The organism is Clostridium sp. D5 (assembly GCF_000190355.1).
GTDB lineage: Bacteria > Bacillota > Clostridia > Lachnospirales > Lachnospiraceae > Faecalicatena > Faecalicatena fissicatena_A.
In genome coordinates this window covers 1,268,872-1,284,153 of record NZ_GL870809.1, presented here as the reverse complement: position 1 = coordinate 1,284,153, position 15,282 = coordinate 1,268,872, and the positions used below count along the sequence as shown (strand labels likewise).

The 15,282-nt window shown below is 46.3% G+C and carries 17 protein-coding genes and 1 tRNA gene; 1 reads left to right on the top strand and 17 read right to left on the bottom strand.

The window, feature by feature from the left end; all coding sequences use genetic code 11:
- Window positions 1-46: 46 nt before the first annotated feature.
- The 10 genes from HMPREF0240_RS05405 to HMPREF0240_RS05360 form a co-directional block, all read right to left on the bottom strand.
- Window positions 47-676 carry a lysoplasmalogenase family protein gene (locus HMPREF0240_RS05405; protein ID WP_009002433.1) on the bottom strand — a complete coding sequence of 210 codons (630 nt, stop codon included), beginning with the start codon at window positions 674-676 and terminating at the stop codon, window positions 47-49.
- Window positions 677-697: 21 nt separating this feature from the next.
- Complete coding sequence (locus tag HMPREF0240_RS05400; RefSeq protein WP_009002432.1) at window positions 698-1,525, bottom strand: metal ABC transporter permease; 828 nt, start codon at window positions 1,523-1,525, stop codon at window positions 698-700.
- Window positions 1,518-2,228: a metal ABC transporter ATP-binding protein gene (locus HMPREF0240_RS05395; RefSeq protein WP_009002431.1), complete on the bottom strand. Its 711-nt coding sequence runs from the start codon at window positions 2,226-2,228 to the stop codon at window positions 1,518-1,520. Before HMPREF0240_RS05395 ends, HMPREF0240_RS05400 begins: the two co-directional genes overlap by 8 nt.
- Window positions 2,215-3,210 carry a metal ABC transporter substrate-binding protein gene (locus tag HMPREF0240_RS05390; protein ID WP_009002430.1) on the bottom strand — a complete coding sequence of 332 codons (996 nt, stop codon included), beginning with the start codon at window positions 3,208-3,210 and terminating at the stop codon, window positions 2,215-2,217. Before HMPREF0240_RS05390 ends, HMPREF0240_RS05395 begins: the two co-directional genes overlap by 14 nt.
- Before the next feature lie 43 nt (window positions 3,211-3,253).
- Window positions 3,254-3,745 carry a dihydrofolate reductase gene (locus HMPREF0240_RS05385; protein ID WP_009002429.1) on the bottom strand — a complete coding sequence of 164 codons (492 nt, stop codon included), beginning with the start codon at window positions 3,743-3,745 and terminating at the stop codon, window positions 3,254-3,256.
- A gap of 103 nt (window positions 3,746-3,848) precedes the next feature.
- Window positions 3,849-4,697, bottom strand: a complete 849-nt coding sequence (thyA, locus tag HMPREF0240_RS05380; protein WP_009002428.1) for a thymidylate synthase — start codon at window positions 4,695-4,697, stop codon at window positions 3,849-3,851.
- Window positions 4,698-4,774: 77 nt separating this feature from the next.
- The gene (locus HMPREF0240_RS05375; RefSeq protein ID WP_009002427.1) at window positions 4,775-5,209 is read right to left on the bottom strand and encodes a MarR family transcriptional regulator; all 435 of its coding nucleotides are present in this window, start codon (window positions 5,207-5,209) and stop codon (window positions 4,775-4,777) included.
- A gap of 226 nt (window positions 5,210-5,435) precedes the next feature.
- Entirely contained in the window at window positions 5,436-6,719 is a 1,284-nt protein-coding gene (locus HMPREF0240_RS05370) for a homoserine dehydrogenase (protein WP_035312416.1), read from the bottom strand.
- 145 nt (window positions 6,720-6,864) lie between these two features.
- Window positions 6,865-7,299 carry a hypothetical protein gene (locus tag HMPREF0240_RS05365; RefSeq protein WP_009002425.1) on the bottom strand — a complete coding sequence of 145 codons (435 nt, stop codon included), beginning with the start codon at window positions 7,297-7,299 and terminating at the stop codon, window positions 6,865-6,867.
- A gap of 228 nt (window positions 7,300-7,527) precedes the next feature.
- A tRNA-Gly gene (locus tag HMPREF0240_RS05360) sits at window positions 7,528-7,600 on the bottom strand.
- 299 nt (window positions 7,601-7,899) lie between these two features.
- On the opposite strand from HMPREF0240_RS05360, the gene HMPREF0240_RS05355 reads away from it, so the two are divergent.
- The gene (locus HMPREF0240_RS05355; RefSeq protein ID WP_009002424.1) at window positions 7,900-8,187 is read left to right on the top strand and encodes a helix-turn-helix transcriptional regulator; all 288 of its coding nucleotides are present in this window, start codon (window positions 7,900-7,902) and stop codon (window positions 8,185-8,187) included.
- 93 nt (window positions 8,188-8,280) lie between these two features.
- Here the strand turns inward: HMPREF0240_RS05355 and HMPREF0240_RS05350 are convergent, their stop codons facing one another.
- The 7 genes from HMPREF0240_RS05350 to HMPREF0240_RS05320 all read right to left on the bottom strand — a co-directional run bounded on the left by HMPREF0240_RS05350 (window position 8,281) and on the right by HMPREF0240_RS05320 (window position 14,957).
- A complete protein-coding gene (locus HMPREF0240_RS05350) occupies window positions 8,281-9,033 on the bottom strand; it encodes a copper homeostasis protein CutC (RefSeq protein ID WP_009002423.1) in 753 nt (250 codons plus the stop codon).
- A gap of 61 nt (window positions 9,034-9,094) precedes the next feature.
- Entirely contained in the window at window positions 9,095-10,228 is a 1,134-nt protein-coding gene (gene nagA, locus HMPREF0240_RS05345; protein ID WP_035312414.1) for an N-acetylglucosamine-6-phosphate deacetylase, read from the bottom strand.
- A gap of 145 nt (window positions 10,229-10,373) precedes the next feature.
- Window positions 10,374-11,078 (bottom strand): sugar isomerase domain-containing protein, encoded by a 705-nt coding sequence (locus HMPREF0240_RS05340; RefSeq protein WP_009002421.1) that lies wholly within the window; start codon window positions 11,076-11,078, stop codon window positions 10,374-10,376.
- Between the two features lie 22 nt (window positions 11,079-11,100).
- Window positions 11,101-11,913: a PTS system mannose/fructose/sorbose family transporter subunit IID gene (locus tag HMPREF0240_RS05335; RefSeq protein ID WP_009002420.1), complete on the bottom strand. Its 813-nt coding sequence runs from the start codon at window positions 11,911-11,913 to the stop codon at window positions 11,101-11,103.
- Window positions 11,894-12,697 carry a PTS sugar transporter subunit IIC gene (locus HMPREF0240_RS05330; RefSeq protein WP_009002419.1) on the bottom strand — a complete coding sequence of 268 codons (804 nt, stop codon included), beginning with the start codon at window positions 12,695-12,697 and terminating at the stop codon, window positions 11,894-11,896. The genes HMPREF0240_RS05335 and HMPREF0240_RS05330 overlap by 20 nt, the downstream gene beginning before the upstream one ends.
- A gap of 18 nt (window positions 12,698-12,715) precedes the next feature.
- Window positions 12,716-13,609, bottom strand: coding sequence for a PTS mannose/fructose/sorbose transporter subunit IIAB (locus HMPREF0240_RS23765; RefSeq protein ID WP_009002418.1), 894 nt, complete (start codon window positions 13,607-13,609; stop codon window positions 12,716-12,718).
- 13 nt (window positions 13,610-13,622) lie between these two features.
- Entirely contained in the window at window positions 13,623-14,957 is a 1,335-nt protein-coding gene (locus HMPREF0240_RS05320) for an alpha-L-fucosidase (protein ID WP_009002417.1), read from the bottom strand.
- Window positions 14,958-15,282: the final 325 nt, after the last annotated feature.

Below are 15,282 nucleotides of genomic sequence, written 5' to 3'. Positions count from 1 at the left end.
CGTGCTTTACACATCACGTCCCGGTTCTCGGTAAGCGTCCCTCTCTTCAATGCAAGCTGACCCCAAGCAGATATACTGCCAGATAGTACAGGATCAAAAGTACTGCGCTGTGCCCGCGGGATTTCTTTTGACTCAGATGGCTCCAGCCCAGAATCGTATCCGATATGACAAAACAAATACCGCCAGCTCCCCCAATGATCCCCGGCACACCACCGGCACGCATCCCCCAGGCTGCCATCAGGGCCGCCATGATGCAGAGCAGTGCTGCATACACAAAGCCAGGAACCAACAGGCGCCCCTCCAGTTTGTCCAGATGGGGGCGCAAAACAAAAAACATGAGACCATATAATGCTGCGAACCAGATGATTGCCGTCCATGAATTCCGGCCGGCCTGCAGGATTCCCACAATCAGGCAGATATGTCCCATACCGAAGGAGGCAGCCCCTGTCAGAAACCATATTTCCAAAAGCACGTCTGCCGCCATATAGCAGACAATCCCGGCAAAGGTCCACCAGGCCTGAAGGGTTTGGGAGGTCACCGCATAATACAGCGCCAGCAGTACAGGCATAAGTGTAGCCAGTGCCTTAAAGATAAGTGCTTTTCTGCCGCCGCTCTCTTTCCAGAAGAAATAAACGAGCCCGAAAATCGTCATAAAAACTGCCGCTGTTCCTAACATACTCCCTCCCTTTTCATTTGCCTACAGAAAAGTTTTATTCTTCACCGCTCCCGCCACCGTATATATCAGCAGGGCCGCTATATTTACAATTACCACGCTTGCACCTGCCGGAGTCGCCCAGACATAGGAGACGGTAATGCCGACGAACAAACATATAACTGAGATGACCGCCGAGTTTATAATCACGCTTTTAAATGTTCTGCACACTCTCATAGAAGTCAATGCCGGGAAAATGATAAGACTGGATATCAGCAGTGCGCCCATCATGCGCATGCCCAGAACAATGGTAACCGCTGTGAGAACGGCAATCAGAGTATTATATAGATTGGCTCTCACCCCAGTTGCCAGGGCAAAGGTCTCATCAAATGTTATGGCAAAGATCTTGTGGTAAAACAAAATGTATAAAATCAGCACCGCCGCAGAGAGCACGACACTCAGCCTGACATCCGAACTGCTCATGGCGAGAATACTGCCAAACATATAGTTATAGACATCGGTGTTCATCCCTGTCGTCATGGATATCACCATAACGCCTACTGCAAGGGCGCTGGTTGAGATCAGTGCGATGGCCGCATCCCCTTTGATTTTGCTGCTTCCGCTGATTCGAAGGAGAAGGACTGCCGCCAGAATTACCACCGGAATCGCTACTGCCAGAGGGGCTGCATTTGCAGCAGTCGCGATGGCAAGGGCCCCGAATCCCACGTGGGACAGGCCGTCTCCGATCATGGAATACCGCTTCAGCACAAGGCTGACGCCCAGAAGGGCGGAACACAGGGATACCATCGTTCCCACCAGGACTGCCCGCACCATAAAGGGGTAGGAAAACATTTCAATCATTTTGTCAAACACGCTGCTCACCTCCCAGAAATGCCTTTCCAATCTCACTGTTCCTGTATTCTTCGGCGGTCCCGAAGAACAGGGCCGTCTCCTGCAGATGCAGTATATGACTGGCATATTCCATGGTACTTTCAATATCGTGTGAAACCATGACAACGGCAATTTCAGAATCTCTGTTAATCTGCCGAAGCAGCTGGTAAAATTCCTGGGTCACAATCGGATCCAGACCGGTCACCGGCTCGTCCAGAAGCAGCAACTTCCTGGTAGCACACAGGGCTCTGGCCAGAAGCACCCTCTGTTTCTGCCCTCCGGACAAATCCCGGAAGCACTGTTTTTCCAGCTCCCTGATCCCCAGCAGATCCATATTCTCTCTGGCATTGTTTTTGTCTGCCGCCGTATAAAACGGCCGCAGCCCCCTGCTGTTCAGACGTCCGGACAATACCACTTCATAGACACTGGCCGGAAAGTCTTTCTGCACATCGGTCTGCTGAGGAAGATACCCGATCTCGTTCTGCGAAAGGCCGTCTCCCAGAATAATCTTTCCTTTTGCAGGGGCCTTCAGCCCAAGAAGGCTTTTCACCAGTGTGCTCTTGCCCGAGCCATTTTCCCCCACAATACACAGATAGTCATCTTCCCCGACCTGGAAAGACAGATCATGCACTACCGTCTGGCCTTCGTATGCAATTGAAATATTTTCACACTTAATCAGTGCCATCTGATAACGCCTCCCTTAATGTCTCTACGTTCTTTTCCATCAGGCTTAAATATGTTTCACCGTTCTGAAATTGTTCTGCAGTCAAATTGTGGCAGCTGTAGAATACCTTTACTTTCGTGCCGGTCGCCTCGGCAATCGCTTTGGCAATATTGTCACTGCTCAGCTCCATTTTTAAAACAACCGGTATGTTTTCTTCCTTCACCCTGTTAATCAAATATGCCATAGTGGCCGCACTGGGTTCTGTGTCTGAAGCACATCCGGGAAATGCAGCATAATATTTCAGGCCATACTCGTCTGCAAAATAGCGGAAAGGAAAACGATCGCCAAACAGAATGGTTTCTCTGTCAGATTCCTCCACTACTTTTCGAAACTCACTGTCCAGGTTTTCAAGCTTTTTTGTATATACTTCTTCATCCCGCCTGTAGGCATCTGCATTGCCGCTGTCTGCCCGGCACAGCATTTCCGTGATGTTATCCACAATACTGATCGCATTTTGAGGAGATGTCCACACATGTTCATCACTTTCTCCCGTATGGCCGTCCTCTTCCCCGTGATCTTCCTTCATCCCATCGACGTGTTCTTCCTCCACAGTATCAACACAGTCCACCAGCCGCAGCGTTTTCATATTCCCTGTGTCCAGAGAGGACAGGATATCTTCCACCCATTCATCATTTTCCCCGCCCACATAGATAAACAGATCGCAATTCTGAATTGCAATGATATCCTGTGGAGTAGGCTCATAAGAATGGCTTTCTTCCCCTGGTTTCAGAAGCATCTTCAGGTCCGCCCTGTCTCCCGCAATCTGACGGACAAAATCATACTGGGGAAATATAGTCGTAACCACTTTTATTTTTTCGTCCCCCGGACTTGTCCCGTCCTTCGGCTTTGCTTTTGTACATCCTGCCAGCAAACAGAACATCAGAATCAGCAGACACATCAGCAGAGCCGTTCTTTTTCCGTCTGCTCTGTAAATCCTGTCCATGTAACATCACTTCCCTTTTTGCAGCAGCGTACCCGCTGCATTTTTATCCCTGCCGCTGATATTTTGTGAATCTGTATTCCAGGTCAAAACAGGTCTGTTCTTCCCCCTCTTCTGTCATCTTCCACTCTTCCATTGCATCCAGATCAGGCAAAAATGTATCCGCCTGAAAGGCATGGTCGATCCGGGTAATATACGCGGTGTCACAGTAAGGAAGAAGCTGGCGGTAGATTCTTTCGCCCCCGATTACGTAGATCTCATCAGAAGGATATTGTTTCAATTCTTCCAGCAGTTCCTCTAAAGTATGGACAATAACTGCATCTTTTACACGATAATCCCGATTTGCCGTCATTACAATGTTCGTTCTGTTCTTTAGCGGCAATCCGTTTGGAAAGCTCTCCAGCGTCTTACGCCCCATCACTACAACTTTTCCGGTAGTCGTCTGCCGGAAAAATTTCATATCCGTCGGTATGCTCACCAACAGCTTATTCTTAAATCCAATTCCCCAGTTCTTATCCGCTGATGCGATCAAATTCATAAATCATCCTCCTGTCATATCTCTTCATTCATGATGCCGGATTAGCGGCTGTTAATCAGTATCTCTATGGATGTCAGTCTTTTTTTAATTCTTTACCCACCGGTTACACCGCGATCGGAATATTTTTAATCTGCGGATGCGTCTCATAATTGTCCAGCCGCACATCATCCGTTGTAAAATCATAGAAATCCTTCACTTCAGGATTCAGCCAGAACTGCGGCGCCGGAAACGGTTCCCTGGAGATCAGTTCCTCAATCAGCGGAATATGCCTGTCATAGATATGTGCATCCGCAATCACATGCACAAATTCTCCCACCTGCATACCGCATACCTGCGCCAGCATATGGACAAGTACGGCGTACTGGCACACATTCCAGTTATTTGCCGCCAGCACATCCTGCGAACGCTGATTCAAAATCGCGTTCAGCGTCAGCTTATCACTGTTGTTTTCCTTTGTCACATTGAACGTCATACTGTAAGCACATGGATACAGATTCATCTCATGCAGGTCCTGGTGCACATAAATATTTGTCATAATTCTGCGGCTGTAGGGATTGTTCTTCAGATCGTAGATCACCCTGTCCACCTGATCCATCATGCCTTCCCGGTACTGATGCTTCACGCCCATCTGATACCCATAAGCCTTTCCGATCGAGCCGTCCTCATCCGCCCAGCTGTCCCATATATGGCTGTTCAGCTCATGGATATTATTCGACTTCTTCTGCCAGATCCACAGCAGCTCGTCCACGCAGCTCTTAATCCCTGTCCTCCGCAGCGTAAGCGCCGGAAATTCCTTTCTCAGATCATACCGGTTCACAACCCCAAACCGTTTCACCGTATAAGCCGGCGCACCGTCCTCCCAGACAGGGCGTACCTTCTCCCCTTCCGTACTTGTACCATTCTCAATAATATCACGGCACATTCCAATAAAAACTTTATCCGCATAGCTCATATCGCTGCTCCTTTCTCAAAGGGGTCTGACCCCTTTGCTCTCCGTATTCTGAATATTCTGAAAATTATCATCTATAATTATGGATCTGCAATGTTGTAAAGCATCTTCTCCAGACCTCTGTTTAATGCCGCAATCTCTTTCTTCGTCATCCCTCTGGTCATCTCTCTGTCCATCTTCCTGCGGTCAGCCTCCATCCTGCGCTGGATATCGTATGCTTTTTCTGTCAGATAGATGTTTTTTCTCCGCTTATCGGCTGCATTAGGGACACAGAGAATAAAACCTTTTTCATCCAGCCTTTTTAAAAGTCCTGTCACCGTTGGATTTTTCAGGCTCAAATGACGTTCTACATCCCTTTGATTCACTTCTTCTTTATTCGTGTGAAACAGATAATCCAATACTGCACATTGAGATGCTGTTATCCCAATTGTTTTCAGCTTTCCGTTCAGGTCTTTTTCGAAAACGTTATTGATTTGTTTTATAGTAAATCCTATCGGCTGGTTTCTTCTCTCCATGGCTTTCTCCTTTCCGTAATTTCAGGCAATATATAGCTTGCTATATACTGTTATACCATCATAAAAGAGGTGTGTCAACTTCTTCACACCTCTTAATAAGCCGAGTCCCATACTGCCGGTTCTCCTGATATTTTTTTACTCAGTATCTGCCATACAATTTATTGCCTCTATCTAAAGGCCCAAAATGACGGACCGCCAAACAGGGGCATAAATAACCAGAAGTGTACTAGTATTCGCGAATAACACTGCTGATTTCCAGTATACTCTCCATTTCTTTTAATTCTCTGAGAGCATCCTGTAAATGATACTCTTTTACTTTTTCTGTTACAATGACAAGTTCTGCCTGATTATCTGTCACATGCTTCTGCACTACCCTGGCAATACTTACCTTGTGATCACCAAATACCTGTGCTATGCATGCCAAAACTCCCGGCTGGTTTTTCACCTGCATCCTGAGGAAAAACTTGTTCTTTACTTCTCCAAAATCTTTGACCGGAAGCTCTCTGTAGCATGTACAGCTGATTCTTCCCGTACACGCATACTGCAGGTCTCTCGCCACATCGATTATATCTCCGACTACAGCGCTTGCAGTCGGCAGCTCACCGGCACCTCTTCCGTAGAACATAGCGTCATCAACCGCATCTCCGTGTACAAAAACTGCATTAAATGAGTCCCGCACTGAGGCAAGCGGATGTTCTTTGTTCAATAGCATGGGATATACACCCACTTCAATCCCGTTCTCCCTATTATGTGCAACGCCCAGCAGCTTGATAACACTGTCAAATTCCTTTGCGTACGCAATATCTTCAGCTGTTATCCTGGTGATTCCCTCTGTATAGACATCTTTAAATACAACCCTTGAGTGAAATGCAATGGATGCCATGATTGCCACTTTTCTTCCGGCATCAAGCCCCTCCACGTCTGCAGTCGGATCCGCTTCAGCATATCCAAGCTCTGTTGCCTTTGCCAGGGCTGACTCAAAGCTCATATTATCTTCAAACATCTTCGTCAGGATATAGTTAGTTGTCCCATTTACTATACCGATCACTTCAGAAATATCGTTTCCTGCCAGACACTGCTTCAACGGTCGGATAATTGGAATTCCTCCCGCAACCGCAGCTTCAAATAAAAAGTCACATTGCTTCTCTTCCGCAGCATCCAGCAGCTCCCGGCCATATTCAGCCACCAGATCTTTATTGGCAGTAACTACGTGCTTGCCTGCATGAAGGGCCTCCAAAATCATGGTTCTGGCCGGTTCTATTCCTCCCATAACCTCAACCACAACCGCAATCTCGTCATCCTCCAGAATCTCCCGCCAGTTATCTGTAAGAATGGCAGAATCTACGCCCTCCCGCTTCTTATTCATATTGTGAACCAGAATACGGGCTATCTCCAGCTCAGCCCCGATGGTGCGTTCCATCACATCCGCTCTTCTGTGTATTAATTTATAAACACCCGTTCCGACTGTACCCAGTCCAAGCAGGGCTGCCTTGACCTTTTTTTCTTCCATTTTACACCTCATCATTACTGCAGAACCAATCAGCCGGCATATGGACCGCCGTCTTCTTACTTGATAACTTAACAGGCTTTATACCTCTGCATATATTATGTAATCCATATAATTCCGAAAAGCCACTGTAATCAGTGTCCTTCGCTTATGAAATTTTCTGTTCCAAACCTGTCACTCTAGCATCTAACTCCGTATATTTCCGAACAAGCAAATTAATCGAGCTGTACTCAACCTTTATCATATTGACCGTCAGTTCAAGAGAATCCATCCGTCTTTCAAGCTTTTCAAAATGGTTGTTTGCCTTCTCCTGCACAATATCCAACTCTTCGAGAAGACTGTTTTCAAGATTACGCAGACTGTTCTCCAATACTTTATTGGTTGGCATCTCTGACAACCTTGCATCCAGTTCCGCCTTCGTCGGCATCTCTGACAGCCTTGCATCCAGTTCCGCTTTCGTTGGCATCTCTGACAGCCTTGCATCCAGTTCGTCTTTTGTCGGTATATGCGCAAGTCTTACGTCGAATTTCTCATCTATCATATCTGAAATCGCCTTAAGCAGCCGCTTTTCTGATACCTCCATATTACCACCTCACCTTTTGTGTGGACATTATAACACATGCTCCGGTATAAAGTCTATTAAATTATCAAGGTACAACCTTCTGGAGTTTTGTCGAAATCTGAATGCCTGACAGGCAGAAATACAGAATAAAAAGAATTCGGTAAACTAAAACAGGTATTAAAATAACCATCCAATTTACTTAGATAATTATTTTAATACCCATCCATGCATCCTTGTAAAGATGTTGAGAGCGATAGACGGGATTCGAACCCGCGACCCCGACCTTGGCAAGGTCGTACTCTACCAACTGAGCCACTATCGCGTATCTTGTGTATTTCCTGACCGGAACAATAATTACTATACTATATCATGTTCATGTTGTCAACAATTTTTTCAATATTTTTTTATATTTTTAAATTTGTGCCAGAATACGCTATTAACACTCACACTTTATTCGATGGATTTTCGGCTGATACCAGTGTTTTCCAATTGTATTTCTTTACTGCGTAAGATAAACTAGACACATTACGCCTTTTATAAGATACCTGCAGATTCGCCTGGAAGACACTTATTACAGGATCCACTTCCATCTGCAAATACACATGAAATTGAGGGAATGCGATGATTACTAATGATTCGATCGGCCGAAATATACGGCGGCTGAGAAAAGAACGTAATATGACACAATTGCATTTAGCAAAAATTCTTCACCTCCACCGGGCTACTTTATGCTCCTACGAGATCGGAAAACGGCTTCCCGATATATTTATCCTGATATCGATTGCTGACGCATTTGAAGTAAGCCTGGATATACTGGTAGATAGAAATACCTTTATAACAAATCCATCCGCCCAGGTTCCGGGAAATTATATTCCAAACCCTGAGCGGAGAAACCTGAAGTATTTTTAATCATTCCCATGGCTGATTTGCTTTATTCTGAATCAGAACAGTTAATAATCAGATCGCAGTCTTATATTTCTGTTTTTCTGTCTTCATACAGCCTCAGCCCGCTATTTTCCGCAACACTGCTGCTGCCTGTCTGACTGCATCCTCAGACGTTTTCCATAGCACATACTCATTCCGTTCCGGAAGTCCCATGCTGGCCCCTCCCATTCGGAATTTCATAGCGCTCTCCACCTCCTGCTTGCCAGACATGTGATAAGAGGTAATTCCAGTGGACGGAACAAGCTTCTCGATTGCATCTGCCTGAATCCCTCCGGCTGCCAGTATCTCTATCCTGCCCGCACTCTTCTCCTGCAGCTGCGCCAAAAGCTCACGTCCGTCCCATCCGGTCAGGTTCTGCCCGCCGGTCAGAATCGTCTTCATCCCCATTGATATTGCCTGTTCGAGGGCTTCCATTGGATTTACACATACATCAAAGCACCTGTGTAGTGCAACATCCATATCTCTGGCTATTTTCACCAGCTCGGACATTCTTTCTGTATCCAGAGTGCCGTCCGGATTCAACATCCCCACAACTGCGCCTGATGCCCCCAGTTCACGGTACATCTGTACCTCCTCTTTCAACTGTTCGAACTCATAATCATTGTAGCAGTAGTCCCCATATCTGGGGCGCAGAAGCACCCGTACACGAATATCTGTATATTTACGGACCAGATTGAATAACGCCTGTCCGGGCGTTACGCCTCCGATCACCAGATTGCTGCACAGCTCTATTCTGTCCGCACCTCCATTTTCCGCTGCAATAGCAGACTCTACACAGTCCGTGCATACTTCCAGCACATACTTTCCCATTATTTTTCTCCTTTCACTACCATTTCTTAGAATGTGTCTGATTATTCAAATCCAATCCAAATTATTCAGTACAGATCAGCTTTCCGCGGCTGAACGTGCTTTTTAATTCGTATTCTCCGTTCAGAACAAGAATATCCGCATCTTTGCCTTCTGCCAGCCTCCCTTTCTGCTCCAGTCCAAATTCCTCTGCCTGGTTCACAGAACTCATCTGCACGGCTTCCTCAAGCGATGCTCCTGTAAAGTCCATAATATTACGAAATGCCTTGATAAAAGTCAATACACTGCCGGCGATCGTACCGTCTTCCAGCCTGGCCGTGCCATCCTTTACATAAACCTTCTGTCCGCCCAGCTCGCTCAGGCCTTCGGGCATGCCCTTTGCTCTCATAGAATCCGTGATCAGCTCAATCCCTCTGCTTCCTTTTATCTCATACGCCAGCCTTACCATCTCCGGCACAATATGAATGCCGTCACATATGATCTCTGCCTTCACTCCCGGTGTCAGCAGGCCATACCCTGTCACTCCCGGCTCTCTGTGGTTCAATCCTCTCTGTGCATTATAAAGGTGCGTAATATGGCTCGCCCTGCTTTGAACAAGCTCCTTATAAACCGCATTCGAATGCCCGGCGCTTAAGACCACTTTATGTTCCTCACACCACGCCTCAAACTGCGCGTCCGCTTCCTCCGGAGCATAAGTTACAATCCTGATCAGCCCGCCGCTGATTTTATTCCACACTTCCAGTGTTTTCTCGTCAGGCTTTTTTATAAAAGATGCATCCTGCGCCCCTTTATATTTTTCAGAAATAAAAGGCCCTTCCACATGAATTCCCTGTATAATCGGATTCTTTTCTGCCGCAGAAGCTATATTTTTCATTGCCGCTTCTATCTTATCATATGTCTGCGTCATAGTGGTACAAAAATAGGTTGTGATCCCTTCCTCTGCTGCCATTTTATTAACCATACTGCTGATCTCTTCCGGAAGAGCATCCATATTGTCTTTTCCATATCCGCCGTGGCTGTGGACATCAATAAATCCCGGTATCAGGATATTTCCTTCTGTCACAATCTCCTCATCATCTGCTTTTTCCACAAAATCTTCCATATTGCCTACTTCTGCTATTTTCTGGTCGAATCGGATATAACCCTGGTAAATCACCTCATTACCGGTATATATTTCCTTATTCTTTATTAATTTCATATCACCCTCCATTCTGCCGTCGGATTGCGGCATAAATATATTTTAAATGACCCCGCAGCCTGCTGTCAGCACAACAACGGCCGCCGTAAATCCCTGACAGTAAACAGAAAAAGAACCGTAAGAACGGCTCTCTTTCTCTGTATCTCTAAATATGCCAGATTCTGTCCGCATATTTCTGTTCCAGGACATTATTAAACTCCCTGCCGCCGTCGATATTAGCACTCTTATAGACAGGCGCTTCATAGCCTTTTTCAGTCATATCTTTCACAGCCTCGTAAATCGCCTGCTGCAGAAGAAGACATGTGCTGAATGATGATGTACCGCACACACGGCTGTCCAGTCCCTCTATATCCAGAGAGGCATCACCGAATGCAGACTGATTGTCCAGAACAACATCTGCAAACTCATATAACAGTTTTCCTGAAGAATGTCTGGACGTAGAACTGCTGGATACTTCCAGCGCCGTCACTACAATCAGCTTATTGCCCTTTTTCTTAATATGATCTGCCATCTCTATGGTCATAGGATTTCTCCCTGAGTTGGAGATCAGTATAAAAATATCATTGGGCTGTATGTCTACACAGCGCATCAGGAAAGGCGCAACGCCTTCCACGCTTTCGTACATCCCTTCTGCTTTGTCACGTATGACTTTGCTCGGAATCAGACCGCCGGCTCTCCCGCACACTTCAATTGCCCCTGCATAAGAGTGTCCGCTGCCGAATGCCTGCAGAATTCCACCTTTTTGGATTGATTCGGAAATCAAAAGAGCTGCGGCATGAATGTTTTCTGCCTGTGTTTCTTCCAGTTTCCCCATAACTTCTCTTGCCTTATCAAAAAATTCCAGTCCCATAACGTTCTCCTTTGTCTGTCAATTATGCTAATAGTCCGATTGCATAGAATACGATGGATGCCACCATAATGATTAAAATTGCTTTTGTTGAAGTCATCTTTTTCTTACCCAGCAGGAAATAAATTCCTGCTACTACAAGTACCGGTAAAAGGCTTGGCATAATCTGGTCCAGAATTGCCTGTCCTTCCATAGTTACGTCACCCGTTTTAAAATTTGCCGCCACATTTGCTTTAACAACCGTAGGGATCAGCGCGCCGACAACCGTGATTCCAAGCAGGGTTGCCGCATGTGTAAGAGCATCCAGCTTATCCTTTGCAGAGGTAATCAGTTTTGTACCTTCCCGGTATCCGATTGTTGTTGTGAAATATCTGAATATCAGGATTGCAATGTTAACAAGCAGCCAGATGACAACTCCTGTCACATTTCCGTTCTGTCCCATATAAGCTGCAATGGAACCGAAAATGGTCGGGAGCAGCACTCCGAAAATCGTATCACCCACACCGGCAAATGGTCCCATCAAACCTGTCTTAATACCGTTGGCCGCTTCTTTAGCTGTTTTTCCGCCTGACTCTTCTGTCGCTGCATCAATTCCGAGAATAAATCCTCCCATATGCGGAGTCGTATTAAAAAACTGCACATGGTTTTTCATCATTTCTTTCAAGTCCTCAGACTTTTTGTATAACTTTCTCAATATAGGCAGCATGGCATACAGATAACCAACGCCCATCATCTTTTCATAATTCCATGTAATCTGGGATGCCAGGATCCATCTTTTGCTGACCCTTTTTATATCCTGATCTGTAATCTTCTCCTGATTAATCTTCAAATTCTCCATCTAACAATCCCTCCTGAGCTGATCCTGTGTTAACCGCAACTACGTTCTGGCTTTTCTCCAGAAACTGTTTAAATGCTATGACTGCCAATGCTGTACCTAATATTGCCACTCCAACCATAGGAACGCTTAAATATGCAGCGGCAAAGAATCCGATCAGAAGATAAGAGATATAGCTCTTCACCGGAAGGTATCTCAGCAGGATTGCAATACCGACTGCCGGAAGCAGCCCGCCTGCAACTGTAAGTCCGCCCATCAGCCAGTCCGGCATATAGTCTACAATCAGATTTACCAGATTCTGTCCGAAGATCAGCATTAAGAATACTGGAAGCGCTCTGGAAAGTCCCCAGGACAGAGAGCCCAGCCATGTATTTCTTCCAATCGCTTTAAAATCCATTCTTTCTACAGCTGCCTCAACTCTTTTTGCAAAGAAAACGTTGCTGAATCTTGCCAGCACGTCCAGCTGTACCATCAAAAGTCCCACAGGAACTGCAAGGCCAATACCAAAGTCCATTCCTTTTCCGGATGTTACCGCAAATACCGTACCAATAATTGATCCCGTCATGTAGTCCGGCATAGAAGAACCCCCGTAAGTACCGACCCCCAGAATCATAAGCTGCAAGGTTGCTCCCACAGCCAGCCCCATCTTCATGTCCCCCATGATGATTCCGGCAATCGTCCCGATAATAACCGGCTGATTTGCCAGGACTGATGTGGATAAGTTTTCGCAAATTGCAAAGAATGCCAGCGCTGTCAATGCAATGATCTGCCACATTTGAATTTCCATTTTTTGTTTCCTCCTCTGCTATTTTAAATAAGATGCAAATTTCTTTTTCTCGTCGTTCGGCACCATCTGTGCGTAAACAGGCACCCCGGATTTTTCAATGGACAGAATTGTCTGCAGCTCTTCTTCTGTACAGTATACAGATTTTTTAATCTGCTCCCTGCCCTCTTTGATTCCCATATTCCCTATATTTACTTCTTTCACTTTCACGCCATTTTCCAGCAGCTTTACAATCGTTCCCGGATCTTTGGCAATCACAAAGACTCTCTGACTGGAATAAATTCCTGCATTCAGACGTTTAGCAGCATTCTCCGCAGTCAGCACACTCAGCTTCATTCCCGCCGGAACTGCGGCTTTGAGAGCACTTTTACCAATCTCGTCATTTACAATCTCATCCCCAACTACCATGATTCTTGTTGCACCAAGTGTCCTTGTCCAGTAAGTTGCCACCTGTCCGTGGATCAGACGTTCATCCAGCCTCAGGTTTACGATTCCGTTCTTTTCCACAGGCTCAGAGGGCTCCGTTTTTTTCTCGGGCTGACTGGCATTTTTCACACCCTCTCCCATGATGGTTTCTTTCGCCTGTTCCATTGCATTGTACAGGGAATCACCTGTATTCAGCGCGATCAGCATTCCCATACACAGACCGGATACCAGTGCAATGTGCCCATTGTCATGGATCACCGGAGCCGCCGCATTGAACGGTGTACCTCCCGGTACGTCTGTGATAATGGCCTCACACTGATCGGCCCCGTTTTCTGCAAGAATGGCTCTGTATGCCTTTTCCACAGACTCTTTTGTCATATCTTCCGTAAATGTTACCACATGGAACTGCGGTGCAGCCCCTGTTATCATTTCGCAGCTTGCCTTGCAAGCCTTCGCATATTCCCCGTGTGAAGCAAGGATATAATACATATGTCTTCCTCCTCTAGTCTTTCAGGATAAACTCGATGACCGGCACAAGCACATCCGGTCTCTGCACAGGCAGAGTCACCATCAGGGAGTTATCCGCAAACTTGTCTTTAATATGAATCTCGGTTACCTCAGCATTCAAATCTTTATGGGATTTTCTCTTACCGGAAAGTCCTTCATCCTGAATATACTTTATTTCAGAATTATCATTGACCAGCTGTGCATATGCAACCTTTCCGCCCAGCTTTTCAATCAGCAGTGTGCGGTACGGCCATGAGAAAAGGTGCAGATACAGACGATTCCCATTCTGCGTAAAACGCGCATCAGCCGGCGCATCATACTCGCTGGCTCCGCAGCCGTAAATTGCTCTGCCGTGCAGGCGCATCCACTCACTCACCTGCCCCAGAATGTCTTCTGTCTTTGCATCCCATTCGCCTCGGGCATTCGGACCGATATTCAGGAGCATGTTCCCACCCTTGGAAACAGTATCAATCAATAACTTCGTCACCATCTCAGGCGTCTTCCAGTCCAGATTATCTCTGTCATAGCCCCAGCTTCCGTTCAGTGTCTGGCATGCTTCCCAGACGAGCTGCTTTTTACCGCTCTCCATCTTCGCATTGCGCTGATACTGCTCCGGTGTCCCTACGCCCCGTCCAAGATCCAGACGGTCATTCAGAATAATGTCGGGCTGAAGGGAGAGGATCATTTTCTCCAGCTCCTCAGATCTCCAGTCGGCCTTTCCTTTCCCTACGGAATCACCCCAGTCTCTGTTCGCATAGGAAAAGTCAAACCACAGATAATCGATCTTTCCGTAATTTGTCAGAAGTTCTCTGACCTGCCCATGCATAAACTTTGTATAAGATTCCATATCGCCAGGATGATTCTGGATATATTCTTTGTTATTTCTCTCCGGATGATACCCGTCTACCAGAAAATCCGGATGATTCCAGTCAATCAGTGAAAAATACAGTCCTACCTGCAGGCCTTCCGCTCTGAATGCCTCCACATATTCCTTCACCAGATCCCTTCCATAGGCCGTATTCGTAATCTTATAATCGCTAAGCTGTGTATCCCACAAAGCAAATCCTTCATGGTGCTTCGCTGTCAGCACCGCATATTTAAAGCCCGCTGCCTTTGCCTTCCTGGCCCACTCCCTGGCATCCAGCAAATCCGGATTGAAGTTATCAAAATACTTCTGATACCCATCCCTCCCAATCTGTTCCAGTGTCATTACCCATTCATGTCTGGCCGCGGACGAAAATAATCCAAAGTGTATAAACAGCCCAAAGCGGTCCTCCATAAACCATTCAGGATTCCCATAATCATCCGGCCATTCAAAATTTTTATTCATCTCCACACTCTGTCTCCCTTCAAATAAAATTTATTATGCATAATAGATTGTCCTAATTATAAACAGAATATTTTTAAAACGTGTGAAATTTCGCATTTTGGAAACTTTTTTATGCAGATTGTACAAAAAAGCAGGGGGGGCGCCTGTCAGGGGCGGAGGATCTGCGGCAGGGGAGAACTTTGGGAAAACTTTTTGGCGGCGGTCCGTTTGCCAAGTATCACTAGATAAAAACCACAGCGGATGAGAAGGCACCGCCGGCATTCACCCCGCAATTCTGATGAATTGCGCGGCTCAGGCCGGCTTAAACTCTGCTTCGGAAGCAGAG

What these genes read in the sequence shown, in the direction of transcription:
- HMPREF0240_RS05330 (WP_009002419.1), bottom strand. Translation starts at nt 12,697, where the DNA reads ATGGAAATTCAAATGTGGCAGATCATTGCATTGACAGCGCTGGCATTC.
- HMPREF0240_RS05320 (WP_009002417.1), bottom strand. Translation starts at nt 14,957, where the DNA reads ATGAATAAAAATTTTGAATGGCCGGATGATTATGGGAATCCTGAATGG.
- HMPREF0240_RS05395 (WP_009002431.1), bottom strand. Translation starts at nt 2,228, where the DNA reads ATGGCACTGATTAAGTGTGAAAATATTTCAATTGCATACGAAGGCCAG.
- HMPREF0240_RS23765 (WP_009002418.1), bottom strand. Translation starts at nt 13,609, where the DNA reads ATGTATTATATCCTTGCTTCACACGGGGAATATGCGAAGGCTTGCAAG.
- HMPREF0240_RS05405 (WP_009002433.1), bottom strand. Translation starts at nt 676, where the DNA reads ATGTTAGGAACAGCGGCAGTTTTTATGACGATTTTCGGGCTCGTTTAT.
- HMPREF0240_RS05370 (WP_035312416.1), bottom strand. Translation starts at nt 6,719, where the DNA reads ATGGAAGAAAAAAAGGTCAAGGCAGCCCTGCTTGGACTGGGTACAGTC.
- HMPREF0240_RS05385 (WP_009002429.1), bottom strand. Translation starts at nt 3,745, where the DNA reads ATGAATTTGATCGCATCAGCGGATAAGAACTGGGGAATTGGATTTAAG.
- HMPREF0240_RS05340 (WP_009002421.1), bottom strand. Translation starts at nt 11,078, where the DNA reads ATGGGACTGGAATTTTTTGATAAGGCAAGAGAAGTTATGGGGAAACTG.
- HMPREF0240_RS05375 (WP_009002427.1), bottom strand. Translation starts at nt 5,209, where the DNA reads ATGGAGAGAAGAAACCAGCCGATAGGATTTACTATAAAACAAATCAAT.
- HMPREF0240_RS05335 (WP_009002420.1), bottom strand. Translation starts at nt 11,913, where the DNA reads ATGGAGAATTTGAAGATTAATCAGGAGAAGATTACAGATCAGGATATA.
- HMPREF0240_RS05365 (WP_009002425.1), bottom strand. Translation starts at nt 7,299, where the DNA reads ATGGAGGTATCAGAAAAGCGGCTGCTTAAGGCGATTTCAGATATGATA.
- HMPREF0240_RS05355 (WP_009002424.1), top strand. Translation starts at nt 7,900, where the DNA reads ATGATTACTAATGATTCGATCGGCCGAAATATACGGCGGCTGAGAAAA.
- HMPREF0240_RS05350 (WP_009002423.1), bottom strand. Translation starts at nt 9,033, where the DNA reads ATGGGAAAGTATGTGCTGGAAGTATGCACGGACTGTGTAGAGTCTGCT.
- HMPREF0240_RS05390 (WP_009002430.1), bottom strand. Translation starts at nt 3,210, where the DNA reads ATGGACAGGATTTACAGAGCAGACGGAAAAAGAACGGCTCTGCTGATG.
- thyA (WP_009002428.1), bottom strand. Translation starts at nt 4,697, where the DNA reads ATGAGCTATGCGGATAAAGTTTTTATTGGAATGTGCCGTGATATTATT.
- nagA (WP_035312414.1), bottom strand. Translation starts at nt 10,228, where the DNA reads ATGAAATTAATAAAGAATAAGGAAATATATACCGGTAATGAGGTGATT.